This is a genomic window from Klebsiella sp. CN_Kp091, assembly GCF_040065095.1.
In the GTDB taxonomy this organism is placed as follows: domain Bacteria; phylum Pseudomonadota; class Gammaproteobacteria; order Enterobacterales; family Enterobacteriaceae; genus Klebsiella; species Klebsiella aerogenes.
The window spans coordinates 228,166-251,114 of sequence record NZ_JBEAIO010000006.1 but is presented as its reverse complement, the minus strand read 5'-3'; the positions used below and the strand labels follow the sequence as shown (position 1 = coordinate 251,114).

23 protein-coding genes and 1 pseudogene are annotated in these 22,949 nt (G+C 49.6%); 9 read left to right on the top strand and 15 right to left on the bottom strand.

Annotation, left to right across the window (positions count from 1 at the left end; translation table 11 throughout):
* The first annotated feature begins 197 nt into the window (after nucleotides 1-197).
* Nucleotides 198-1,730, top strand: a complete 1,533-nt coding sequence (locus ABLV17_RS07650) for a SpoVR family protein (RefSeq protein WP_015705842.1) — start codon at nucleotides 198-200, stop codon at nucleotides 1,728-1,730.
* A gap of 52 nt (nucleotides 1,731-1,782) precedes the next feature.
* Here ABLV17_RS07650 and fadR read toward each other — a convergent pair whose 3' ends face one another.
* On the bottom strand, nucleotides 1,783-2,502 hold the full coding sequence (gene fadR / locus ABLV17_RS07645) for a fatty acid metabolism transcriptional regulator FadR (RefSeq protein WP_045390428.1): 720 nt from the start codon (nucleotides 2,500-2,502) through the stop codon (nucleotides 1,783-1,785).
* A gap of 235 nt (nucleotides 2,503-2,737) precedes the next feature.
* On the opposite strand from fadR, the gene nhaB reads away from it, so the two are divergent.
* The 6 genes and pseudogenes from nhaB to ABLV17_RS07615 all read left to right on the top strand — a co-directional run bounded on the left by nhaB (nucleotide 2,738) and on the right by ABLV17_RS07615 (nucleotide 7,838).
* Nucleotides 2,738-4,288 (top strand): sodium/proton antiporter NhaB, encoded by a 1,551-nt coding sequence (gene nhaB, locus ABLV17_RS07640; RefSeq protein WP_087860628.1) that lies wholly within the window; start codon nucleotides 2,738-2,740, stop codon nucleotides 4,286-4,288.
* A gap of 131 nt (nucleotides 4,289-4,419) precedes the next feature.
* Nucleotides 4,420-4,950 (top strand): disulfide bond formation protein DsbB, encoded by a 531-nt coding sequence (dsbB, locus tag ABLV17_RS07635; protein ID WP_015705844.1) that lies wholly within the window; start codon nucleotides 4,420-4,422, stop codon nucleotides 4,948-4,950.
* Nucleotides 4,951-5,070: 120 nt separating this feature from the next.
* Nucleotides 5,071-5,415: a DUF1971 domain-containing protein gene (locus ABLV17_RS07630; protein WP_087860627.1), complete on the top strand. Its 345-nt coding sequence runs from the start codon at nucleotides 5,071-5,073 to the stop codon at nucleotides 5,413-5,415.
* A gap of 887 nt (nucleotides 5,416-6,302) precedes the next feature.
* Nucleotides 6,303-6,513 (top strand): annotated as a pseudogene (locus ABLV17_RS07625) (SOS response-associated peptidase family protein); the annotation flags it as partial.
* A 480-nt stretch (nucleotides 6,514-6,993) separates the two neighbouring features.
* Complete coding sequence (locus ABLV17_RS07620; protein WP_348854201.1) at nucleotides 6,994-7,464, top strand: hypothetical protein; 471 nt, start codon at nucleotides 6,994-6,996, stop codon at nucleotides 7,462-7,464.
* Nucleotides 7,464-7,838 (top strand): hypothetical protein, encoded by a 375-nt coding sequence (locus ABLV17_RS07615; RefSeq protein WP_271031539.1) that lies wholly within the window; start codon nucleotides 7,464-7,466, stop codon nucleotides 7,836-7,838. Before ABLV17_RS07620 ends, ABLV17_RS07615 begins: the two co-directional genes overlap by 1 nt.
* A gap of 97 nt (nucleotides 7,839-7,935) precedes the next feature.
* On the opposite strand, the gene ABLV17_RS07610 is transcribed toward ABLV17_RS07615, so the two are convergent.
* From ABLV17_RS07610 to ABLV17_RS07575, 8 genes are all read right to left on the bottom strand, one after another.
* Nucleotides 7,936-9,201: a Y-family DNA polymerase gene (locus ABLV17_RS07610; protein ID WP_271031538.1), complete on the bottom strand. Its 1,266-nt coding sequence runs from the start codon at nucleotides 9,199-9,201 to the stop codon at nucleotides 7,936-7,938.
* Complete coding sequence (locus ABLV17_RS07605) at nucleotides 9,201-9,491, bottom strand: hypothetical protein (protein WP_271031537.1); 291 nt, start codon at nucleotides 9,489-9,491, stop codon at nucleotides 9,201-9,203. The genes ABLV17_RS07610 and ABLV17_RS07605 overlap by 1 nt, the downstream gene beginning before the upstream one ends.
* Nucleotides 9,492-9,872: 381 nt before the next feature.
* Nucleotides 9,873-10,769 (bottom strand): hypothetical protein, encoded by an 897-nt coding sequence (locus tag ABLV17_RS07600; protein ID WP_271031536.1) that lies wholly within the window; start codon nucleotides 10,767-10,769, stop codon nucleotides 9,873-9,875.
* The gene (locus ABLV17_RS07595) at nucleotides 10,769-13,078 is read right to left on the bottom strand and encodes a hypothetical protein (protein ID WP_348854200.1); all 2,310 of its coding nucleotides are present in this window, start codon (nucleotides 13,076-13,078) and stop codon (nucleotides 10,769-10,771) included. The genes ABLV17_RS07600 and ABLV17_RS07595 overlap by 1 nt, the downstream gene beginning before the upstream one ends.
* Before the next feature lie 84 nt (nucleotides 13,079-13,162).
* Nucleotides 13,163-15,646, bottom strand: a complete 2,484-nt coding sequence (locus tag ABLV17_RS07590; RefSeq protein WP_348854199.1) for a host specificity factor TipJ family phage tail protein — start codon at nucleotides 15,644-15,646, stop codon at nucleotides 13,163-13,165.
* Nucleotides 15,633-16,028: an NlpC/P60 family protein gene (locus ABLV17_RS07585; protein WP_348854198.1), complete on the bottom strand. Its 396-nt coding sequence runs from the start codon at nucleotides 16,026-16,028 to the stop codon at nucleotides 15,633-15,635. Before ABLV17_RS07585 ends, ABLV17_RS07590 begins: the two co-directional genes overlap by 14 nt.
* Entirely contained in the window at nucleotides 16,025-16,495 is a 471-nt protein-coding gene (locus ABLV17_RS07580) for a hypothetical protein (protein ID WP_348854197.1), read from the bottom strand. Before ABLV17_RS07580 ends, ABLV17_RS07585 begins: the two co-directional genes overlap by 4 nt.
* Complete coding sequence (locus ABLV17_RS07575) at nucleotides 16,492-16,980, bottom strand: hypothetical protein (protein ID WP_348854196.1); 489 nt, start codon at nucleotides 16,978-16,980, stop codon at nucleotides 16,492-16,494. Before ABLV17_RS07575 ends, ABLV17_RS07580 begins: the two co-directional genes overlap by 4 nt.
* A 113-nt stretch (nucleotides 16,981-17,093) precedes the next feature.
* Between ABLV17_RS07575 and ABLV17_RS07570 the strand changes: the two genes are divergently transcribed.
* A complete protein-coding gene (locus ABLV17_RS07570) occupies nucleotides 17,094-17,360 on the top strand; it encodes a DUF1883 domain-containing protein (protein ID WP_101862700.1) in 267 nt (88 codons plus the stop codon).
* On the opposite strand, the gene ABLV17_RS07565 is transcribed toward ABLV17_RS07570, so the two are convergent.
* From ABLV17_RS07565 to ABLV17_RS07540, 6 genes are all read right to left on the bottom strand, one after another.
* The gene (locus tag ABLV17_RS07565; RefSeq protein ID WP_101862699.1) at nucleotides 17,337-17,516 is read right to left on the bottom strand and encodes an Rrf2 family transcriptional regulator; all 180 of its coding nucleotides are present in this window, start codon (nucleotides 17,514-17,516) and stop codon (nucleotides 17,337-17,339) included. The two genes, ABLV17_RS07570 and ABLV17_RS07565, sit on opposite strands and share 24 nt — an antisense overlap.
* A 39-nt stretch (nucleotides 17,517-17,555) precedes the next feature.
* Nucleotides 17,556-20,204, bottom strand: a complete 2,649-nt coding sequence (locus tag ABLV17_RS07560) for a tape measure protein (protein WP_348854207.1) — start codon at nucleotides 20,202-20,204, stop codon at nucleotides 17,556-17,558.
* Between the two features lie 42 nt (nucleotides 20,205-20,246).
* Complete coding sequence (locus ABLV17_RS07555) at nucleotides 20,247-20,576, bottom strand: hypothetical protein (protein ID WP_032708473.1); 330 nt, start codon at nucleotides 20,574-20,576, stop codon at nucleotides 20,247-20,249.
* A 185-nt stretch (nucleotides 20,577-20,761) separates the two neighbouring features.
* Entirely contained in the window at nucleotides 20,762-21,514 is a 753-nt protein-coding gene (locus ABLV17_RS07550; protein ID WP_348854195.1) for a hypothetical protein, read from the bottom strand.
* Nucleotides 21,515-21,583: 69 nt separating this feature from the next.
* Nucleotides 21,584-22,285, bottom strand: coding sequence for a P22AR C-terminal domain-containing protein (locus tag ABLV17_RS07545; RefSeq protein ID WP_348854194.1), 702 nt, complete (start codon nucleotides 22,283-22,285; stop codon nucleotides 21,584-21,586).
* Nucleotides 22,275-22,445, bottom strand: coding sequence for an Arc family DNA-binding protein (locus tag ABLV17_RS07540; protein WP_348854193.1), 171 nt, complete (start codon nucleotides 22,443-22,445; stop codon nucleotides 22,275-22,277). The genes ABLV17_RS07545 and ABLV17_RS07540 overlap by 11 nt, the downstream gene beginning before the upstream one ends.
* Nucleotides 22,446-22,544: 99 nt before the next feature.
* Here ABLV17_RS07540 and ABLV17_RS07535 point away from each other — a divergent pair, with 99 nt between their 5' ends.
* Nucleotides 22,545-22,904 carry an Arc family DNA-binding protein gene (locus tag ABLV17_RS07535; RefSeq protein WP_348854192.1) on the top strand — a complete coding sequence of 120 codons (360 nt, stop codon included), beginning with the start codon at nucleotides 22,545-22,547 and terminating at the stop codon, nucleotides 22,902-22,904.
* Nucleotides 22,905-22,949: the final 45 nt, after the last annotated feature.

Here is a 22,949-nt window from a genome sequence, read left to right as displayed (position 1 = left end):
ACCAGAGATTTACGATCTCGTGCTGCGCTTTATTTTTCCTCAGCATAAAATGCTAAGTAAATGTTAAATTCAGGCCTTTAGGATTGCGAAATCGCGAAGAAAAGAAATTACCCGCAGACGCAGTTTGTTATGGCGTGTTCTATGCTTGATAAGAGGTTCTCCACAAAGAGAGAACCACCAACAACGAGGGCGCGCTAATGGCTACGATTGATTCCATGAACAGGGACACCACCCGGTTAAGCGATGGACCCGACTGGACTTTTGAACTGCTGGAAACCTATCTCGCCGAGGTCGATCGGGTGGCGAAACTGTATCGTCTCGATACCTATCCGCATCAAATCGAGGTGATAACCTCCGAACAGATGATGGACGCCTATTCCAGCGTCGGGATGCCGATCAATTATCCGCACTGGTCGTTCGGCAAAAAATTTATCGAAACCGAGCAGGCGTATAAACACGGCCAGCAAGGTCTGGCCTATGAGATAGTCATTAACTCCAACCCTTGTATCGCTTATTTAATGGAGGAGAACACGATTACCATGCAGGCGCTGGTGATGGCGCACGCCTGTTATGGGCATAACTCCTTCTTTAAAAACAACTATCTGTTCCGCAGTTGGACCGATGCCAGCTCAATCATCGACTACCTTATATTCGCGCGTAAATACATTACCGAATGTGAAGAGCGCTACGGCGTCGATGAAGTCGAAAAATTGCTCGACTCCTGCCATGCGCTGATGAACTACGGCGTCGACCGCTACAAACGTCCGCAGAAAATTTCGCTGCAGGAGGAGAAGGCACGGCAGAAAAGCCGAGAAGAGTATCTGCAAAGCCAGGTGAACATGCTGTGGCGCACCCTGCCAAAACGGGAAGAGGAAAAAGCCATCGAGGCGAGCCGCCGCTATCCTTCCGAACCGCAAGAGAACCTGTTGTACTTCATGGAGAAGAACGCGCCGCTGCTTGAGTCCTGGCAGCGCGAGATCCTGCGGATCGTGCGTAAGGTGAGCCAGTATTTTTATCCGCAGAAGCAGACTCAGGTGATGAACGAGGGTTGGGCGACGTTCTGGCACTACACCATCCTCAATCATCTGTATGACGAAGGAAAAGTGACAGAGCGCTTTATGCTGGAGTTTCTGCACAGCCACACCAACGTGGTGTTCCAGCCGCCCTACAACAGCCCGTGGTACAGCGGGATCAACCCCTACGCGCTGGGTTTCGCCATGTTCCAGGATATTAAACGTATCTGCCAGTCGCCAACGGAAGAGGATCGCTACTGGTTCCCGGATATCGCCGGTTCCGATTGGCTGGAGACGCTGCATTTCGCCATGCGCGATTTTAAAGATGAGAGTTTTATCAGCCAGTTTCTGTCACCGAAGGTGATGCGCGATTTCCGCTTGTTCACCGTACTCGACGACGACCACAATAATTACCTGGAGATTTCCGCCATTCATAATGAGGAAGGCTATCGGGAAATTCGTTCTAAGCTGTCGGCGCAGTATAACCTCAGCAACCTCGAACCGAATATTCAGGTCTGGAACGTTGACCTGCGCGGCGATCGTTCGCTGACGCTGCGCTATGTGCCGCATAACCGCGTGCCGCTGGATAAGAGCCGCCGCGAAGTGCTCAAACACGTTCACCGCCTGTGGGGCTTTGACGTGATCCTTGAACAACAGAATGCCGATGGCAGCGTTGAGCTTTTAGATCGCACGCCGCCGCGGCAGAACGCGCTGTAAGGCTGAAAAAAATGCCCGGATTATCCGGGCATTTTTATATTATGGGCCGTGCTTAGCGCATATTGATGGCTAAATCGCCGGGCAGCGTTTTTTGCATCCGGTGCCAGATCTCGCCGCTGTTGTGGCCATAGGCACGGACGATTTCGTACACTTTATCGTGCTGACTCTCTTCACACACTTTCGCCAACTGGTGATAGAAGCCCAGCGCCAGGCTCCGCGCTTCCGGGTTAGCAAAATAGTGACGGCCGATGCGGGTATATAGCCCCTTCATGCCGTTGAGGATCAGACCGTAGATCGGGTTGCCGGAGGCAAACGCCAGACCACGGAAGATGTTGTAGTCCAGTTCGGCGAAAGCATCGGCATGGTCTTCAACTTCACGCGCGGTAGCCAGTACCTCCAGCGCTTTGTCCGGGTGCTGGCGGAAGGCGGTACGAATAAAAATCGTTGAGATATTGGTACGCACCGACAGCAAGTTATCAATCAGCTGCGGCACGCTATCGTGGTCGAGGCGCGCCAGCGTCTCAAGGATATTCAGTCCGGAGGTTTCCCAGAAGTTGTTCACTTTCGTCGGTTTACCGTGCTGGATAGTCAACCAGCCATCACGGGCCAGACGTTGCAACACTTCGCGCAGAGTGGTTCGGGTCACACCAATCAGTTCAGAAAGTTCACGTTCAGCAGGGAGAATGGATCCAGGCGGGAAACGGTTATTCCAGATACTTTCAATGATGTACTCTTCCGCGAAACCCGCAGGGCTTTGCGCCTTAATGACCATAGTAAGATTTCCATTACACAGCGTTGCAATTTGCACTCATCATACCAGAGCAGCCATACGCCAGATAGCATCTGAAAGTAATTAAAAGGGGATCGCCGTTTCATTTTCAGCTTTTGCTTAACGCCTTCCATTACCTGTAATGCGCCGCGAAGAAAGTTGCTTCCCTTTTTACTCAACTGGTAATCTTGCAATAGTTACGCATAAAATCATGTTGTTTGACGGAAGGACCTCTGTCGTGGAAATGTCTTATGGCCGCGCCCTGTGGCGCAATTTTCTTGGCCAGTCGCCAGACTGGTACAAGCTTCTCCTGATTATCTTCCTGGTGGTTAACCCGCTGGCGTTTTATCTTCAACCGTTTGTGGCCGGTTGGCTGTTAGTGGTGGAGTTTATCTTTACCCTGGCGATGGCGCTCAAATGCTACCCTCTTCTACCAGGCGGCCTGCTGGCGATAGAAGCGGTGGTGATCGGTATGACCAGCCCCGAACATATTCGCGAAGAAATAGCCAATAATCTCGAAGTCCTGCTGCTGCTGATGTTTATGGTGGCCGGGATCTATTTCATGAAGCAGCTCTTGCTGTTTATTTTTACCCGCCTTTTGCTGGGGATCCGCAGCAAGATGCTGCTGTCGCTGGCCTTCTGCGTTGCCGCCGCGTTTCTCTCCGCCTTCCTCGACGCGCTCACCGTCGTGGCGGTAGTCATTAGCGTGGCGGTCGGTTTCTATGGTATCTATCATCGCGTCGCCTCCGCGCGCCCTGATGATAACGACATGCTTGATGACAGCCATATCGATCAGCATTACCGCGACGTGCTCGAACAGTTCCGCAGCTTTTTACGCAGCCTGATGATGCACGCCGGCGTCGGTACCGCGCTCGGCGGCGTGATGACCATGGTCGGCGAGCCGCAGAACCTGATTATCGCCAAAGCCGCCGGCTGGCACTTCGGCGAATTTTTCATTCGCATGTCGCCGGTCACGCTGCCGGTACTGGCATGCGGCCTGTTGACCTGCCTGCTGCTGGAAAAATTCCGCCTGTTTGGCTACGGCGAGCCGCTGCCAGTCCCGGTACGCAAAGTCCTGCAGGATTTCGACGACCGTAGCCGCCAAAGCCGCAGCCGTCAGGATCGGATGCGCCTTATCGCTCAAGGGATCATCGGCGTGTGGCTGATTACCGCCCTCGCCCTGCATCTGGCGGAAGTTGGCCTGATTGGCCTCTCTGTCATTGTGCTGGCAACCACCTTCTCCGGTGTGACCGACGAACACGCCATCGGTAAAGCCTTTACCGAAGCGCTGCCATTTACCGCTCTGCTGACGGTCTTTTTTGCTATTGTGGCGGTGATTATCGATCAGCATCTGTTTGCCCCAGTGATTGAGTTCGTCCTGCAGGCATCGCCGCATGCCCAGCTATCGCTGTTCTATCTGTTTAACGGCCTGCTGTCGTCAATCTCCGATAACGTCTTTGTCGGTACGGTGTATATCAACGAAGCAAAAGCGGCGCTGGAACATGGCGTTATCAGCCTGCAGCAGTTTGAAATGCTGGCGGTCGCCATTAACACTGGTACCAACCTGCCTTCCGTCGCCACTCCCAACGGCCAGGCCGCGTTTCTGTTCCTGTTGACCTCGGCGCTGGCGCCGCTGATCCGCCTCTCTTATGGCAGAATGGTGTGGATGGCGCTGCCTTATACCATCGTGCTAACGCTGGTCGGCCTGCTGTGCGTCGAAACCCTGTTAATGCCGGCCACCCAGTGGATGCTCAGCCACGGCTGGTTGACCACGCCGATACTGCCGTAATTGCCCGGCCCGTTACCCGGGTTCGCCCGGGTAACGAATATTCATTTACGTAATATTTTCCGACTAGCGGATGGCGTCGCGGTAGTTTTCGTTTACACTGCCATGATTTAGCATGTTCCAGGGAAATGATTATGTTGCAATACTTAAACCAGTGCTCAAGGGGACGCGGCGCCTGGCTCTTGATGGCGTTAACCGCTTTTATACTTGAATTAGTGGCGCTGTGGTTCCAGCACGTGATGCTGCTGCAGCCCTGCGTGTTGTGTATTTATGAACGCTGCGCCCTGTTTGGCATCATGGGCGCCGGTCTGGTGGGCGCTATCGCGCCGAAAACCCCGCTGCGCTACGTCGCGCTGCTGATCTGGCTGTACAGCGCCCTGCGCGGTCTGCAGCTAGCATGGGAGCACACCATGATTCAGCTGCATCCTTCCCCGTTCCAGACCTGCGATTTCGCTGCGCGTTTCCCGACGTGGCTGCCGCTGGATAAATGGTTGCCGCAGGTATTCGTCGCCACCGGCGACTGTTCCGTGCGCCAGTGGGAATTCCTGACGCTGGAAATGCCGCAGTGGCTGGTAGGCATCTTTGCCGCTTATCTGGTTATCGGACTGCTGGTGTTGATCGCTCAGCCATTTAAAGCTAAAAAACGCGATCTTTTCGGCCGTTAAGTGACCCGGCCAAATGGTAAACGCTCCTCCGGGGGCGTTTTTTTATGCCTGTAAGTTGACGACGCTTCTTTAAAGTTGCATATTAAATGCATCTTATTTGCATCCACTAAGGAGCTCACCATGTCTCATCTGCGAATCCCAGCTAACTGGAAAGTTAAACGCTCCACTCCGTTCTTCACTAAAGAAAATGTTCCGGCGGCTCTGCTCACCCATCACAATACTGCCGCTAACGTTTTCGGCCAGCTGTGCGTTATGGAAGGAACGGTAACCTACTACGGTTTTCATGACGAGCAGGCTACCGAGCCGGAGGTGAAAGTCGTCATTAACGCCGGTCAGTTCGCCACCAGCCCGCCGCAATATTGGCATCGTATCGAGCTCAGCGATGATGCCCAGTTCAACATTAACTTCTGGGTTGAAGATGAAGCCCACGGCGAAGACGGCCTGTTCCACGCAAAGAAAAGCTAATCCCCTGATGCGCAAGCGGTTGATCATCGACATCCGGATGTTTAAAGTCGTTACCCGAAAGGCTCGTCTTTCTTGAGTCTGAAATGGGATAAGTCACCATGAGCATAGTCTGGTATATGACGCTAATCTGCATTGTCGTAGCGTATTTAATGATGAGTTTCCTGCCCATCTGATCGCCGCAAGCAGCCATCGCGCCGGGGAGACCTGGCAGCTCGTCAACGCCCCCTCAGCCCGGCCATCGTGCCGGGTCTATTTTTATCTACATCTGCTTTACAAATATTCCTAAAGTTCCCCGCCCCCGCGCCGATGATGAAATGCCAAACGCACCTGGTGATGATGACTTAAATGTGGGGTTTCCGATGAGTAGAAACGGCTGGCGTTCTCTTAGTGTTGTTATTTTTCCATGCGCTTTATTGTGGGCAGGAATTATCTGGCTGGCATTGAGAATGATGGGATATTAATGCGAATAAAGAACCGGGCCGCGCAGGCAGGGAATGCCCGGTTCAGTGTTTTGACGGGTTTACTGCGCCCAGTCTGGTTTGTTTAAAACAGGCATCAGTTTAAAAGCAAGGTGCGTTGAAGTAATGCGGATGTAGTGTGTAAGCAATGCATTAGCGCAAGACGAATCGATGCCTTATGAGGTTTTGAGTTGTTTTGCGCTAATTTTTTGCCCCATACATGCCCCATTAAAAATTCTGCGAGCAGCTTTCCAGATTAAAAGCAACGCCGTTTACCTCTCCCCCCATCACATGGCATCCTCTTTCGCGTTAATCATGGATTTTCGGTGCGCACCACTCTTTCGTGATTCCTCTCTTTTTTAAGCTTACGGCTTCGTCCAGGACTCATTTGTGACGCCTATACTTTCAGTCTGACCACTGGAGGTTGATATGTGCGGACGCTTTTCCCAGTCAATGACCCGTGAAGATTATCTTTCCTATCTTGCCGATGAAGCCGATCGAGACATCGCATATGACCCGGAGCCGATTGGTAGATACAACGTCGCGCCCGGTACCAAAGTTTTGCTTCTGAGCGAACGCGACGAACAATTGCATATCGATCCTGTTCTCTGGGGAAAGCGCGCCGTTTAAACGTGGTTATTAAGCAGAAGGCTTTCATCTAGTCACATCTGCGGCTGATAAAGATCTTGATGATATGCTGTCAACGTCTAGTTGTGCTAACTTGTGAAGCGGAGCGTGATTTGATGCGGCAGAATATGGTCGGGAAAGAACCAAAGGAGATAGTTTACAAACTTTTAGCCTAGGAGATCATTTCTTGTGGCATCCGTATAATTTTGTAGGAAACGCGAAAATTAACGGTTGATACTTGACCAAAGCGATAATGGTATGCTACCAAAAGTGAAGCTACATTTGTTGCAGAATCCATATAATAAGCAAACGAATGAACCATTTCCCTTCTAATAACAGCAAAGTCAAGATAATTTTGCATTGACTACAAAATCCTACTTAGTACGAACAAATGCTGTAACTTCAAACCATGGTCATTATGTACTCTATGTAATGATTGCAATTTGATGAATCTTATACATAATATGCTTGGGATGTTCATAGGAGCAGCAGTATGGGTTTCCATATATCACAATCGATTACGGATGCGGCAACCATTTTAACCATCGTAAGTTTTTTCATGACATTATGGGTTATCAGAACGACTAATTTCTTGAAAAAAAAATTCAAAAACAAAGGCAGGCTCCCTGAAATTAAGACTGAAATTTCTCAAACTACCAATAAAATATTTAGCATATTAACAAGCCGTGAACTTGATAATAACTGGATTGAGTTTAATCGAAGGTTTTCTATGGAGGTTAAGACTTGCTACCCAGTAATTGATAATTTGCTAAGTAAAGTTGAAAACGACCAAAAAAATGCGGTTATAAACATTTTAGATTTGATTGCTCCAAAAACTCGCTTCTTCGGAAGACGAAAAGTAATAAGAATTAGCAATAAAGATAAAGCGTGGGATATATACCAAGATTTATCTTCATTAACAGTACATTTAGATCAAATAATGAAAGACATGAGGTGGGATTAATGTTTAAAGACAATGATTTAAATAAGCTTTATGTCAAATTAAGCAGGGAAACATCGGAAGATAAACTTGTATGGAAAATTGTACTTTCAAAAACTTTTATCGCGCTTACTGAGGCGAACGAGGATCGTATCGGCGCGGTTTATACTTGCGATTACAAAGGGAAAAAACTTGCTATCTACCTGAGAAAATATAAACATTTCTTTGATGATGTGGAGTGGGCATGGACCGAAGAACCCCAACTTGCGATAGTCACTGATAATTATGAAGTTCTTTGGAAAAGCAGGTATTGCGACTCCACTTTAATAAATTTATATGAGATTGTTTCACGGCAAGGTTCGGGTTTCAATGATTTAATTGATGACCTAATCCCATAAATAAAATTGCTCTATTGTAGCATTTCTCAGCGAGGGCTTTTACTAAGGCTCTCGTTTCCTTTTATTAAGCAATCACAATAGAACAGTTTCAATAACTTTACTTAATTACCAACAAGTCCTCAAATCTCGTAGTATATCGTGGAGAAAGCATTTCACGCTTCATCTGCCATTGCTGCTGTATACCTTGCCCGGCAAAATACAGGGTCCCCCTCCCGTCCTTTGCGTTGAGGTGGTCAAGAACTTCCATCAGTTTCTCGCTGTTCTGCCGTGGCGCATTGTCATCAAACAGGTTCAGCTGCGCGACGCCCTGGCTATAGAAATCACCGAGCATGATCCCCGCCTTCTGATACCGGTGTCCATCGACCCATATCGCATCCAGACACTTTACCACGGCATTGATGATATCCCGGCTATCCTGCGTGGGCGTCAGTAACTTAATGGATCCGCTGTTACCGTAGTATTTTTCGTTCAGCGCAAACGGCGACGTCTTCACGAACGCCGATATGTGTCGGCAGTATTGATGCTCCCCACGAAGTTTCTCTGCGCCTCTGGCAGCATATGAACAGATGGCCTGGCGCATTTGTTCATAGGTGGTAATGCGCTCCCCGAACGACCGGCTGCAGACAATTTCCTGTTTCACTGGAGCAAACTCTTCCAGCTCAAGACACGGCTCGCCACGAAGCTCCCGGACGGTTCTCTCAAGCACCACGTTGAAGTGTTTGCGGATAAAGCGGATATCCGTATCAGCTAGCTGCAGGACAGTTTTTATCCCCATAGCTTCAAGCTTTTTGCTGATACGGCGACCAACACCCCACACCTCATCAACCGGAAGTAAAGCCATCAGTTTGCGCTGCCGCTCCACATTCGACAGGTCAACTACCCCGCCAGTGGCTTTCCATGTTTTCGCCGCATGATTGGCGAGTTTTGCCAGCGTCTTTGTTTGTGCGATCCCCACCCCGACCGGTAGTCTGGTATTACGGTAAACGGTATCTTTTAACTCATGCCCGAACTCTTCCAGCACACGGCAATTACGCACACCTGTGAGGTCGCAAAAAGCCTCGTCGATGCTGTAGATTTCTACCCGAGGGCACATTTCCTCCAGTGTCGTCATGACCCGGTTGCTCATATCCGCGTAGAGTTCATAGTTCGAACTGAAGCAAACCACTCCATGCCGGCGGAAATGGTCTTTGCATTTGAAGTACGGATCCCCCATCTTGATGCCAAGTTTCTTGGCTTCGGCAGAACGCGCTATCACGCACCCATCGTTATTGGACAATACGACAACCGGCTTCCCTCTCAGATCCGGCCTGAAAATGGTTTCGCAGCTCGCATAGAAGCTGTTCACATCAACCAAAGCAAACATCACATCACCGGGCAGTCATCAAAGCCAGCTTTACTGATGATGTGAGTAACCACACCTATCAACTCAACATCTGCGAGCACATCACCCTCTATGGATTCCCCATCTTCCGTAATGAGCGACCCACCAAGGAAGCGTGCAAACTGCTGCACCCCGCAATATGAGATAAGCAATACTGCGGTTGCTAGCGGTGCTGATGAGCGCTCTACTACGGCGATACCACGTTGTGTGTCAACGAATGTTGCATACTGGCTTATGCCGGTTGCTTCGTAGATTGGTGGTTTTTGAAGCATAACCGCCTCCTAAATAACACTGTTTTTATATACAGTAGTTTTATCTGAGGTGGCGATCAATAGTGCTGTCGCCTATCAATTTTATGCATCGACGTAACCAGATGAAATTGCACATCCTTGTGCATACGTTACTGAGCGCAGGCCAAGATATAGAAGGGTATAGACAGTTCCAGGCCATATACTGCCGCCCCCACTGATCCCAGTGAATGTTATCGCTACGCGTATCTACGTAACTTCCCATCAACGCATCCCGCGTGATATTAGTGCCATCACTGGCATGAACATTTGCAATTACCCACACGGTAACTCTTACATATGGCTACCGGATGGGTTTCATCTTGAGTACATCCACAAATATAAAATGAAAGCGAACTTCTTTCTTTACATTCCAATTCGAGAGGTCAGTACCCCATCAGCTTCAGAAGCCGTATGCAGTTGAAGTACATCTCTGAACGTTCCTTCACATCCGACACTTCCGCTTCCTACGATACCTATAACAAGCTGGAACTGACGTCCTCTCAGGTCCGCAAGAGATCCCGTGACGGAACTGGCAGTCATGGACAGTTTACCTCTCTCGTAACCTTCAACTTTGCCGGCAGCAACTTTAAATAACCCTGCGGCGGGTACGTAATCCTCATAGTGATTTGAATTAACCAGTACAGCACCGCCATTTCCTGCAGGCCAGCCTGAATCACGGGTACCAAAACGCCAGGATTCTGCAGTCGTTTCATTGTTGACTATCATTGTCCGCATATAAGCCATTGCCAAACCATTTACAGCATAACCAAGCGTTAAACCATTGCCGTCCGTCCTGTTGGTATCGCTCATACATCCAGCGATAAGGTAGCTTGATGATTTTTGTACCGTGATTTGCCCGCGGCTCAGTAGCCTGTTCCCACCGGCAGAGGAGATACGAACGTTAACCGAGCGTGATGTCGGGTTGTATAACATCTGCTCAGGCGGTACGCCATTAGCAACGGCCAGAAGATCGCCATTTTCCCCGGTCAGGTTATAAATGGTCTGCACATTTCCACTTCCATCGGTTTTGATACCAAAAGCGGGAGTGACAGAAACGGCTGTTCGCTCATACATGCCATTCAGCAATAAAAAGCGAAAACGCTCAAGACAGCCAGCCTCGTCAGGAATATGACCACCGTCAGCAGTTATGCGTGCTTTATAGTTTTGAAAAAGAACTACGGGATCAAGGATTGAGGAAGAAAGGTCAAGGGCGGCTCGCGCGCCGGAATAGACTTTACCTGTATTAATTGCAGCAACCATTACATTTCTCCAGTGAGAGGAAGACGATCCAGACATAACCAGTTATACAGAGGGAAAGGTGCGCCATTGAGCGTCACCCAGCGTGACACGGTCTGTGAAGAATCCCTGAAACAGCTCAGCGGATACAGATTTCCATTGGTATGTGGTGTGGTATTAGTAAATCCGATTAACAGGACGTCATCAGGTGCGGGAGGCTGGTTCAGTTCAACGTGAATTGTGTTCCCATTGATAACAGAAACAGCCTGTACCGTGGCTGAGTTTTTCTCCAGGCTTATCCCGTAGTTCGGACAGTTGGCAATAAAATCTGTATCGATGATCAGTGGCGGAAATGGGACATCACAGGCAAGCTCTAAAAGGTTTCCTGTTAATGTAATATCCCTGATTTTACATCCCGTCCATGTTCCTTTCTTTTCGGTATCGTACAGATGCCAGTAGATTGCCTGCGCGGTATATTCACCCTGTAACACCTTGCCTTTTGCATTGATGTGGCTGAGTGACCCGTCGCTATATAGCCAATTAAGCGGGTATTTTGGCCCGTACATGATTGCCGTATCCGGATTCTGACGGACATAAGTCAGCTGATCCACCGCGGGGATAGAGTAAGGCTGAACGATTACAGGGTCCCCCTGGGCATTACCGGCTTCATCTACTGGCTGTGACCTTGTATAAAATCGGCTTCCCACCTGACCGATGATGACAGCGAAATCGGTCGTCTGTCCGGAAATAGCCTTGAAATCAGACTGGAGACCGGAGAAATAGGTGTTTGCTTTGGTAAGGTAATCACCAGGTAAAAGATTGTCGCCATTATCGGAGTCTGTTTCACCGTGCTCAAACGTCAGAAACCGGAATGTATACGGCTTACCAACACCATCAGCGGCATCTTTACCCATCTGCACAAATTTCTGCCCGTTCTGATATGGGATTGTCCCTTTGCTGATTTGTTTAAATGAACGACCACCTGCTGCAAAAGGCGCATGAATGAATATGGTATTTCCTACCCCCTTATCCATCAGGACATCGTACATAGGTAAAATATTACCCTGCCGGTATGATGGATAATTCATATCGTTCAATGTGGATACGTCATCCTCATTCACCGCCTGTATATTTTTACCTTCAGGCCGTCCGTTCATCCCGGCCAATAACCGCCCGCGATAAATGGGATTACGGTTAACAATATTCTGTCCGACATGATCCGCTTCCATGTTCAGAGACTGTCCACTTGAACCGCCCCCCTGAATTTCAGGTGCATCAAGCGGCATTTCACGTATTGACGGTACATACATCACCCCGGAACCAGATACTGCCTCTCCGCCAGGTAGATAACTGAAAACGAAACCGGAAGGCGTCAGTTTTTGCGTAGTCAGTACGGGACGTTCTGACCAGACCACCTCTCCGCGCCATGCTGCTGCAGGTACACCGCCAACGGTTTTAATGGTCGCCAGTGATTCGCCAAGATTGTCCTGTAACGGGCCATCGATACCGGGAATATGCACCCCGCCATCATCATCTATTGCAAAAATGGCGGTTTTTAAATCGGCTGCAAAAACGACATGCTGGAAGCCAATAATGGTGCGGGAAAAGTTAGTGGAACATAGCGCGTTAAGCCTGTCCTGAAGAACATCATCAGTGCCGACAATACGTATATCACCATTGTCATTAATAGTCAGGAGGCCATCAACACCGTTTTGGGCCACAATGACATGTTGTAATCCCTGATAAAGATTTGCCTGTTGTTTGGGGATTAGCTGCTCTACATAATCCTGCACTGATGATTTAAGACCTGCGAGCCATAGCCCGAAATCGTTATCCAGTGCAAGCGCTGTTGCCGATGGCCCCTGTAACCCGGTTAAAATCCATTGCCACTCATCTGAACTGTATTGTGACAGCATTGCTGTTTTTAGCTGAAGAGAAGCGATTTGTGCAGAAAGCTCTGCGGTAAATTGGTCGATACCTGCAACGAATGCCTGTGAAGGCATCCTACGCCCGGTGGCATAAAGCATCCCGGCATTGTTGATAACCTCGATAGCCAGTGCGCTATCATCCGGGCTACGGTAATACGTGGTAGAACCATCAGGGATATTGGCAATATCCGCCTGAGCATCAGCCAGCGTCATGTACTGGCGCCCAAGAGGGATTAGATTCTGACGAATGCCTTCAATGGTGTAACGCTCAATACCGAGACGGTCGGTGTACATCTTCGCCGTACTGGAAACAATCAGGTCCATCATTGCGCCGGCATAAACTGCGTCCCGGATATCCGTACTTGGAACGGGATTCTGCGTTGGAGTCGGTAACGGTGTTGCCATTGTGCTTGTCGCCCTATGAATGGCGCACGAAAGCCTCAGAAGTTAATCTGATGGTGTGCGCGAAGGTTGAAGAGTTACTGCGTGTTACGGATAAATAGCGTCTGAATATTCGGACAAAGTCAGCGTCTGGGTGTAATCGCCATTGGGTTTGGCTGTTTCTACACGCCAGATGCTGGAGTTAAGCTCGGAATCAGTTGCAATAAAGTACCTGCTGGCAACCTGGCAATCGCTCCCATTGTAGATATTCAGGTCAAAGGCATCTGCAGCAGACTGAAACGCTTTGGCATTTCCCGTTACAGGATATGCGCGCCAGCGACCACGGAAATTTCCAAGGTTATCCGTCATCACCACCCACATGTCGCCAAGAGTGAAGTCAATGCGCTCTGAAGTCGTGAAGATGTCGCCATTGCGGCCGGTGATATAGCCGTTCTGCTGCTTGTTGTCGTACATGTCCGGACACTGAACAACGGCGCCACGAACCACCTGTTCAGTTTCCAGCACCTTAACCGTCATGCTCTGTCGTGAATACAGAAGACGTTGAGCCTCTAGCCAAGCCCTGTCTAACGCCTGAGCCCGATTGCGGCAACCATCCAGGCTAATCTTACTGGCGTTAACCGTTGCGTCTTCGACTTCCCGAATGCCGCCGGCGTCTATCTGCAGATAAACATAGGATTTCTTATTGGTGAGCGGGTCAACATAATCGACCGTGACGCCGTCATATCCTCCCGGCAGCGACATCTGCCATGAAACCTTATATTCGTCAAAGAACATGTTTGAGCGCGCAAATACCGCATCAGGATAGCTGACCTTTTCATCTCGCCAGAAGGTCAACACATCGCCGATGTTGTTTCCATCTACCCTTGCCGCATTGCAGATAGTCCGGATCCGCTCACCGAGCGACAACTTCTCATCTGAAAAGGTGTAATCGAAATAGCCAAGCTCTGGCACAGATATCGCGTCGGCAATCGCGTAAAGCGTCGCAACATCGATGCTGGCCACATCCTGCTTACCGATAACCACCCATTCATGCAAAACGGCGTCAGCAAAGGAACGGCTCGGGCGCAGCGTGTAGTCAACCTGACCAGTCGTCCGGTCATAGCTGATGGTGTGGCGCTGTGCGAGCATGTTGTACTTCTGCTCGCGGTTACTGTTACTGTTGTTGCTCCCCTTGATGGTCACTCTGGCGAGCGTATCGTCAGGATATACAACATTGACGCGGGTGTTTACCGCGTGAATCGCCATCAGCGTGACGACGTTGCTGTCGTTGCTGTTATCCAGCCTCTCAATTGTGACCGCATAGCGCCCTATCCCGGCGGCCGGGGTGAATTTATGCGTGGTTCGGAAGTTACGTGTCGAGACCTGATAATCGTTATCGAAGAAGTAATCATACTGCTCTGCCGTTCCGGGGATCTGGTTGTTGTTCTCGTCAACCTTCCAGAATCGGATCCGATAGCGCGTCGTACCCGCCGTGGCACCTAACTGAACCATCGCATGAACCCAGATTTGAGAAGACTCAAGGGGAGAGACCGACGGGCCAATGACCAGCGGCGTCTGATCGTTCAGTGTAAAGAGTGTCAGATTGATTGTCGCATTCACGGGTAAAGTGGTGATTTCTCCGGTCATGTCACCAAGATAAAACGTGGTGTATGACTGCGTGTCCTCGCCAATAAAGCTCTCTGAATAGACAATATTCCCGCTGCCGGTGACATTCCTGGTGACAGGGCTCCCGCCTGAGTTCCAGGTTGCATTAATCACGAATGTAACCGGATGAGGCACAGCCAGCGCAGCAAAATATGAGAAATTGTCGTCATTAGACAGTACCGTCGCTTTAAGCTGGTTGCTCTCAATGCTTATTGCGGTCGGCATGGATGTGGTCGCTGTCTGTGCCGGAAAATCCTCACTCTCATTCAGCCCAGGCACTTCTTCGTTATCGATATCATCGAACTGATACCCAACGTCAATGGTGCCTATTGTCGCGCCCGGTTCAAAAATCTGGTAACTGGCGCCGGCCAGACTACCCAGATTCGATTCTGAATACCGGACAGAGGAAATGGTGTATTTCCCTATTCCTACTTCAAACCATTCAGTGATGTATTTGTTGTTGTCGATGAACTCGAACAACGCCTGCTGCGTCAGATCCGGAAACACCCTGCACTGCCCGTAAATGTTCGGTCGCCCTTTGTACAGGCGCGCGCGGTTAGTTTGCCCGGTGGCGTCGTTGTTCGGTGATTCGCCAGTCGAAATGGATGGAGCAGATGCATTTTGCTGTCCGGTGAGTCCCGCCATCACCTTTTTGGTAAAACGGATAGGGTTGAGGTGCTCTACAGGATTAAGCAGCGTCTTCAAAAGTCCGCCGCTTTCAGGCTGGTCGAATACTGCTACGACGTCGCCGGCGCGTAACTTAAACGACAAGTCAAAATCATCATTAAGCTCACGTCCATTCAGGCGAACCTTCACATTATTGTGCAGCCTGAGCGAGTCAAGCAATGCTATCAACTCAGTACCCGGTGCCGTCGTTCCATACTGTTTCGGCGCGCCAGGCAGACGCTGCAGCTCATATCGAACCATGAACCAGATACTCCACTTTGTTGAATTTCTTCGCCATGATGACCATGCTGTCAGCGCGTACAAAACCGAACTCACCGCGGGAATGCAGGCATTTAACCGGATCCAGCATTACGCCCACGTGAACAGGACGATCAGCGTAATAAAACACGGCCAGGCAGCCAGGCGACGCCACCGGCACCGCTCGCCAGTGAGCTGATTCCGCTGAGTAGCAGGTGATGAAGTCGGCGCCCGATTCGTAGCCGGGGATATGATGCAGCTCCAGACCGAGCACATGCCGGTAATACAGCACCACCAGCCCCCAGCAATCCATTTGCTCAAAACAACAGGCACGGTTAACCCACGGCTTGCCATTCACAAGCCGGATAAATTCGTTCTGCGTCATACGGTAATCAGTCCGGGATAGTCTTTCGTGGTGTAAATGATGGGATTGGCCAGCGTCAGCGGATTGGTCTTGCCGGAATTAACGGTGACGTTTGTACCGTCGGCGCCGACATCCTTCACAAACAGTGACCAGGTCTTCAGAGGCTCGGCATCACCGATCGCATTCCATTGTTGATACTTACACGTGATAGCCGTCATCCGGGCGGCACCTGTCCACGCTTTTAGTGTGTTTCTGACCTCTTCTGCCCCCTGCAGGAAGGTGATCCCCATAGTGATGATGGCAGCCCCGTTCTGCGTGGGCTCGGTGATATCAAACGCAGCAGGTTGATACAGATTTCCGCCGAACGTCGCTTCACGAAACAACTTGTTCACCACGCGGTAATAACCAAACGCCGGGTGATAGAACTCGATGGTCTGTTTGATATCGCTTGCCGGCCGCCGCTCCTTCCATTCGCGCAATGTCGTCATGAATTCCCCCATGGATATTTCGGCATGACCTCCGTAACGAGCAGGTCATAGAGATACTCGGTACCAGGAGCCATCCCGACGATCCAGTCGTCGTATTGCTCGGTATAGTCGCTCATGCCATTCGACAAAACCGTCGCCGTCCAGGTCACCACCCCGCCATTTTTGCTGGTTTGCACCGGCATGTTGACGAAGTGAAGCGTCTGTAGCTGCGGCCCGTAAGTGTCGCCAAGGTCTATCCTCATCTGGAACCAGTTACGTCCGCGGTCACAGTACGTCGGCGACCGCAGCCAGGACTTAAACACTTCCGCCTGTTTAAGAGTGAATATCCACTGAAGCGTCCATGTCGTTTTCAGGTCCGTTGTAAACGGGGTGAATATTGCTGGCCCGACTGCCGGCTGCGTTGTCTGCCAGCCGGTATCCTGCGTCATGTTCTGGCTGGGACGCTGCGGAAGAGGTAGAAACTCCGGGTATGAAACTGTTGCCACGTTTCCTCCGGGCATAAAAAAGGCCGCGTATGCGGCACTGATCTTTTATCAGGATGTTTCTGGATACGTCTCGCTGATATTGTGTGTTTTCCACACACAGCAAGAGGGTTTCTATGTCACACATTCACAGCAGAGAACATGCTGATCAAGGTGATGTCGTTAGCGTTAATTGCTCACATCAAATTAACGTCTTAGTGTTGGATGACATTAACTATTCAAAATATCGCTCTGGGCGACAATGCACGTATTACGGTGGGTTCTATACAAGGTTTCCCGCAAATATCGCCATTCCACACTCAGGTAACTGGAATGTCGTATTAGCTCTTCCTGCTGGACATCGAGCTAATATTCAATACTCAATCAACATTATCAAATACTAGCATCTCACTCTTTGCCTGAGTTAAGGCATCATCCAGGGCGGTAATGATTTTCTGCTGTGTACCGTCCTTCACGTAAGAGGTGCAAGCCATTCCCTCGAGTGTTTCACCATTCCGGAACCATATAACCTCGCCGTTTACTTCGATCGCTACTTTCATAATTCCCACCTATAAAAAACCCGCCGGAGCGGGTTGGTTTTAGTAATCGCCATTGGCCTGCCGGCGAAGTCCGAATGTGTCCTGCATCTGAGACGACATCGGGCCGCCGTTCTGCATATCCGTGATAAAGGTCTCGATAACCAGTTGCCCGCCGTTCTGGCTGCTGCGGGTATCGACATTGACGCCATTTGCATAGTTGTAAACGTTGTTCACGACCTGCAGGGCTCCGCCGCCACTGCCCTGCAAATCCTTATTGCTGATGACAGAACCGTTATCACCCGGGATCATGTACTGACTGCCATTACTGGCACGGTAGATTTCAGGCATGCCGCCCTCACCTACCTGGTACATTGAGCCCGCCGATACCGGACCACCGTTTTTCCTGCCGCCAGCGAGCGTCTTAGACAAAGCAAACGCACCAACAAGCGCAGCGCCACCGATGATAGCGGCAGCGCCAAACGAACCAACGGATGCAACCAGTGCAGCCGGAAGCCATGCCGCTAATGTAGTCCCTGCAGATGCTGTACTTGCTGCTGTCGTTGTGGCAATGGCTCCCACCTGGGTTGCCGTTGTGGCTGCGATGGTAGCTTGCTGTACACTTGCGCCCATTATTGCAGATTTGGCTTGCTGGATGCCCATTTGCACGAACGTATTAATAACGTCGTTTAGAATGGTGTTACCGATAGACTGCAATGCATCTGAGGCTGACATGCTGCCGGTAATGATGCCGGTTAATGCATTGGAAGCCTGATTGCCGAATGCGTCAACCGCGGCGCCAAGAGCCTGATACCCTACGCTCTGTTGCGTGAACAATGCCCACATAGCATCCGTTCGTTCCTGCTCATACTGAGTATCAGCGGCTTTTTTTAGTGCTAAGGACTGATTATGGGCGATAACCCCCTGCTGTTCGTACTGCTGGATTAGTGCCAACTGCTGGGTATGCTGGTTAGCCAGGTTCTGCACCGGATCCACATCGCCGGCCGCCTGCTGCTGTGGAGTAACAGCCTGTTGCGCGCGGATTTTCGCAAGATTGGCCTGGTGAGTTGCCTCCAGTCTCTCAGAGGTCTCGTTATATTGCTCCTGGCTGATTTTCTTCGCTGCCAGTGCAGTATTTAAATCCTGCACATCCTGCCTGTAACTTGCATTCTCGCGCGCTTCAGGGAGAAGTTTCTCAGCCGCGGCTTGCGCCTTGATAGCGTTGGCCGTATCCCACTTTTTAGCAGCATACTGCCCAGCCAGCGCTATTTGTTCCTGCGTAGCGCCTTTGCCAAGAGAAAGCTGAGCATTGAGGATCGCCTGTTCACGGCTTAACTCAGCTGTAGAGTCTGCGGCAAGTGCGGACTCCTGTTTCAAGCTCGCTAATTTCTGCGCAATCGAATCAGCCTGAGTTTCTGACTGCTTACCTGCCTTATTGCTTTCCTTTCTGGCCTCTGTGACTCGGTAGGTTTCAGCATACTCATCCTGAAGGGCTTTAATCCGCTTCTGGTCAGTCACCCCGGCATCGGCGGCATCATATTGAGCTTGTAGGCGAGCCCTGGCCTCTCCCTCTAGTTTGGCAAGAGCGAGTCGGCGCTCGGAATTTTGAACAAGCTTTTTCGTTGCAGCATCATCGCCTTTTGTCGGTGGAGCATTGAACTGGTTATTGCTAGCGTCATTCTTCGCTTTCGCTCGAATATGCGCAATTTCTCCTTCAATTTGTTTAAGCTGCACAGCTGCTTGAGCACGACGAGCCTGGAAGACAGAATCAGACTCATACCAGCGCTGACTGTCCTTTAATTCACCATTAAGTTCTTGCTGTAACTTAATCAACTTTGGCATTCGGGATGAATCACCAACGTTGTTATTGTAGTAATTAAGATTGTCAGCAACTGTCTGCATCAAACCTGCCAGTGTTGACGTCAATCCAATAGCTTGGTTCAGGTCATTTATGGCATTTTTAAACGCGACATCAAGACTGTTTTTTGCACGGTCAATACTGACCGGCATCTTGTCAAACTCTTCATTTACCGATTGAGACTGCTTCTGAATGGCATTCAAAGCATCCTGCGCTGTGAGCTTGCCCTCCAGCATTCTCTTGCGAAGATCCCCTATGGAAATGCCAAGTCCGGTAGCAATCTGCCTTGCAAGTTCAGGCATTTGTTCAAGAATAGAGTTAAACTCTTCCGCGCGAACGATACCGCCAGAGATTGACTGTCCAAATTGCCTTAAAGCATTCGCCATTTCCTCTGTCGAAGACGCACCTATGGTTCCGATCTTCTGCAAAGTTGAGGTTAGCCCCAAAATCTGGGAATTTGTTGCGCCTGTTTCTTTTAATGCTGTAGTTAACGACTCCCAAAGGCGCTCCGTCTCTGACAGGCTATTACCCGTTTGTGACGCTATAGCAGAAAGAGCCGCTAATGTTTCTTTTGCTACATCAATACTTGGGCTCAATCGTGTAATGCGCGCTTGGAGAGTGACCATTTCGTCGCCAATGGCAATCAGTCTTTTCGCGGCATCAATCGTAAAAGCGGCAGCTATTGCAACGCCGACTTTGTTGAGTGCGCCTTCGAATCTCCCAACAGATCTCGATGATTGCTCGAATTTGGCATCCATCTGATCGAGGCGTTTATTAACTTGCTGCTGCGCCTGAATCAGACCAGAAACATCAGCCTCTATGTCATAATAAATTTCACCTGCTTTCTCTGACATCATTTACTCCGGACGTAAAAAAACCCGCCGGAGCGGGTTATGTTAATTGCAGGCTCTTCGCCCGACATAATAAGCTATTGTCTCATCACCAATCGGTGACATCCCTTTATCCGCCTCTGAGGAGTTCATTTGCTCTAACGACTCTCCAGTCCCTAAATATTTAACCGTCCATGATGAACAATCATAGAGGCGCTTAGAGTAAGTAGTTCCCGCAGGCCCCTCTCTTTTGGTGACGATAGTGGCCATGTTGCCATTCATATCTTTTTCAAGAATGGTATATGTACCTTTTGGATCTGAGGGAATTTTCATTACTTCAGATGCAAAAGCACCAAAAGAAACAATTGCAATTAATGCCAGCGCTACTTTTTTCATATCCCTATCCCCATTGATTAGTTTGGACAAATCCTAGCAGGGATAGAGGGTAACGACAAAACCAGCGCTACGATATTAGCAGCGGATACCACGATGCGAAGATGTTCGCATCTAACAAAAAACCCGCAGTTAAGCGGGTTTAATTACCAGAATGCAATTTTGCACTCTGCCTTCAATACAATGAGTTATGCCACATCAGCGCCGTGAATCAGGTGGCGTAGCGCTTTCACGCCTTCTGCATTGTAGCGGAACGCTTCAACCTGCTTATCTGAGTGTCTCGACTTATCCAGAAAGAACTTGCCGTACTGCTCAGTTTTGAGGTTGTGCTTATTAGACACGCGACCGATCTTGTTCGCAGTACAACCGAGCTGCGCCGCTACTTCACCCGCCGTTGAGTAATGCTCTTCAATCGCTGGCAGTGGCACAACTTCGTGACCGAGAAGTGGGTTAACAAGGGTGGCTACGATCACCTGGTTAGCCGATTCACCAAGCCGCGGGAACATTGACATCAGCTCGCGGGCCGATGCGATGTTTTTCTCCAGCGCCTGAGCTTTGAGTTGTTCAGCTTTGGCAAGCCGATATTCAGTAAGCCCTGAGGTGCTTTTGGTCGGCACCTGGATAGCCTGCATGTCTTCCAGCTTATCAACCAAAGAGCGGCGAACAGCTTTAGACTCACGGGCCGCCACGCGAAGGGCCTGCTTGATCGTCATGTCAATTACCTCAACAGGACGGCCGCCATTGGCGCCGGAGGGTTTTACACTTTTTGTGTAAAACTCCCCATCAAGTTCGTCGACTACTTTTTCAATGAACTTATTGTTGCGTACTTCTGGCTCCCCGCACTGCTTGCGAGCCTGATTAACCATCATCAGCAAAGACTGGCTGTCAATGGTTTTATCGGTGACAACACTGCTTTTTGGTGGTAAATTTAATGAAGTCATTGGTTGGACCCTTATGACAGATTTATGGATAGCCGGCAGCTGCGAACTGTCGGCTTTTCTATTTATGCATCATTGCAACATCTCCTGACGCAGGTGCGGTAATACCCTGCTCCAGTTATCATCCTTCCATGGGTGAAATTCGATATGCGCTGTCTCGCGCTTAATTACTTCTCTTGCCTTGTTAATCGATCTCGGATACTCCTGACCGATCGAATGAAAATGTCCTGCCTGGCGATGCTCTGCCACCCTCAGTAAAGGTGTGACGCTATTGCAGGCTTTGAGCATGACGTCGCTGGCCCGCCATAACCATGCCAAAGAGCAAAGTTCATCGTCACTGAACTGCTTCGCAATCGGCGAATGAGCCACTTCACGATCCAGAATATCCAGCACCCAGCGGCGGAACTCTTTTGCCTTTGGCGTGCGAGCAAACATCGCAACAAGGTGGGCGCCACGCAGAGAGAAAACGCGTGATTCCTGCTTTCCTGAAGGGGTGGTCAGTTTGACCACCCCTGTCATTTGCGCTGTAAATTCATCAGCATGCCGAGAGTAAATACGTTGAACTGCTTTATCGTCGGCATACTCCAGTGCCTGACCAACCTCGGTAGCCGTAAGCCAGACCTGACCGCCCATTTCCATGTAAGCAAAATTGGTATTGTGGAAACTTATTTCTTTGTTCTGTACACTGTGCATGTCGATATTTCCTTCGCGGTTATTTTCGATAGAAGCCCCATAGGTTGCCGCCAATGGGGCTTCACTGTTTTTACTGCCCATTCATACGCTCCTCACGCAGGCTTTTTGCCAAACGCTGCACAATTGCAGAGTTAATCGAAATCCCATCCATTTCAGCCATACGGCGTATCTCTTCCTTCATGCTTTCTGGAAGGCGCAATTGGAAGCTATAGCTTTTTCTCTGTGTATATAAAGTATCCATATCAATCCTTATCAACAATGTCACCGTGACATGATATCACTGTGACTCAATTTACGGATAATGTCAATGTGATAGCATCAAGAAAATTTAGAGGTGCTTATGTCAGAAAAACAGGTTCGTGATTACGATAAATTTATGCTCCGCTTCCCGGATGGGATGCGTGATGCTATTGCCGAAAGAGCGAAGCAGAACGGCAGATCAATGAACTCTGAAATCATCCAAGCACTAGAGGATTACCTCTCAGGTGATAGTCAAGATTCGGGTTTGGGGACTGAGATATCAACTCATTTGATTGAAATTGTTGAATCGCAAAAAAAACAAATGATTCAACTGTTTGAGATAATCGATAAGCAGAAAAAACAAGTTGATAAGCTTATTGGCATGGTTGAAAAATCCACTCCATTAAGTGACAGCTATAAGAAAAAATATCTTGAGACTGGAAATAAAGATGACAACTGACCTACTTTTCCCTGGCGGGATCATCACTGTTAGTTAGGAGAAGCT

Coding starts and splice junctions, on each gene's coding strand:
- ABLV17_RS07585 (WP_348854198.1), bottom strand. CDS start 16,028: ATGACGCAGAACGAATTTATCCGGCTTGTGAATGGCAAGCCGTGGGTT.
- ABLV17_RS07565 (WP_101862699.1), bottom strand. CDS start 17,516: ATGAAAGTAGCGATCGAAGTAAACGGCGAGGTTATATGGTTCCGGAAT.
- ABLV17_RS07555 (WP_032708473.1), bottom strand. CDS start 20,576: ATGAAAAAAGTAGCGCTGGCATTAATTGCAATTGTTTCTTTTGGTGCT.
- ABLV17_RS07540 (WP_348854193.1), bottom strand. CDS start 22,445: ATGGATACTTTATATACACAGAGAAAAAGCTATAGCTTCCAATTGCGC.
- ABLV17_RS07590 (WP_348854199.1), bottom strand. CDS start 15,646: ATGGTTCGATATGAGCTGCAGCGTCTGCCTGGCGCGCCGAAACAGTAT.
- ABLV17_RS07580 (WP_348854197.1), bottom strand. CDS start 16,495: ATGACGACATTGCGCGAATGGAAGGAGCGGCGGCCGGCAAGCGATATC.
- ABLV17_RS07620 (WP_348854201.1), top strand. CDS start 6,994: ATGGGTTTCCATATATCACAATCGATTACGGATGCGGCAACCATTTTA.
- dsbB (WP_015705844.1), top strand. CDS start 4,420: ATGTTGCAATACTTAAACCAGTGCTCAAGGGGACGCGGCGCCTGGCTC.
- ABLV17_RS07595 (WP_348854200.1), bottom strand. CDS start 13,078: ATGGCAACACCGTTACCGACTCCAACGCAGAATCCCGTTCCAAGTACG.
- fadR (WP_045390428.1), bottom strand. CDS start 2,502: ATGGTCATTAAGGCGCAAAGCCCTGCGGGTTTCGCGGAAGAGTACATC.
- ABLV17_RS07550 (WP_348854195.1), bottom strand. CDS start 21,514: ATGACTTCATTAAATTTACCACCAAAAAGCAGTGTTGTCACCGATAAA.
- ABLV17_RS07605 (WP_271031537.1), bottom strand. CDS start 9,491: ATGCTTCAAAAACCACCAATCTACGAAGCAACCGGCATAAGCCAGTAT.
- ABLV17_RS07610 (WP_271031538.1), bottom strand. CDS start 9,201: ATGTTTGCTTTGGTTGATGTGAACAGCTTCTATGCGAGCTGCGAAACC.
- ABLV17_RS07570 (WP_101862700.1), top strand. CDS start 17,094: ATGTCACACATTCACAGCAGAGAACATGCTGATCAAGGTGATGTCGTT.
- ABLV17_RS07545 (WP_348854194.1), bottom strand. CDS start 22,285: ATGGGCAGTAAAAACAGTGAAGCCCCATTGGCGGCAACCTATGGGGCT.
- ABLV17_RS07560 (WP_348854207.1), bottom strand. CDS start 20,204: ATGTCAGAGAAAGCAGGTGAAATTTATTATGACATAGAGGCTGATGTT.
- ABLV17_RS07650 (WP_015705842.1), top strand. CDS start 198: ATGGCTACGATTGATTCCATGAACAGGGACACCACCCGGTTAAGCGAT.
- ABLV17_RS07600 (WP_271031536.1), bottom strand. CDS start 10,769: ATGGTTGCTGCAATTAATACAGGTAAAGTCTATTCCGGCGCGCGAGCC.
- ABLV17_RS07630 (WP_087860627.1), top strand. CDS start 5,071: ATGTCTCATCTGCGAATCCCAGCTAACTGGAAAGTTAAACGCTCCACT.
- ABLV17_RS07615 (WP_271031539.1), top strand. CDS start 7,464: ATGTTTAAAGACAATGATTTAAATAAGCTTTATGTCAAATTAAGCAGG.
- ABLV17_RS07535 (WP_348854192.1), top strand. CDS start 22,545: ATGTCAGAAAAACAGGTTCGTGATTACGATAAATTTATGCTCCGCTTC.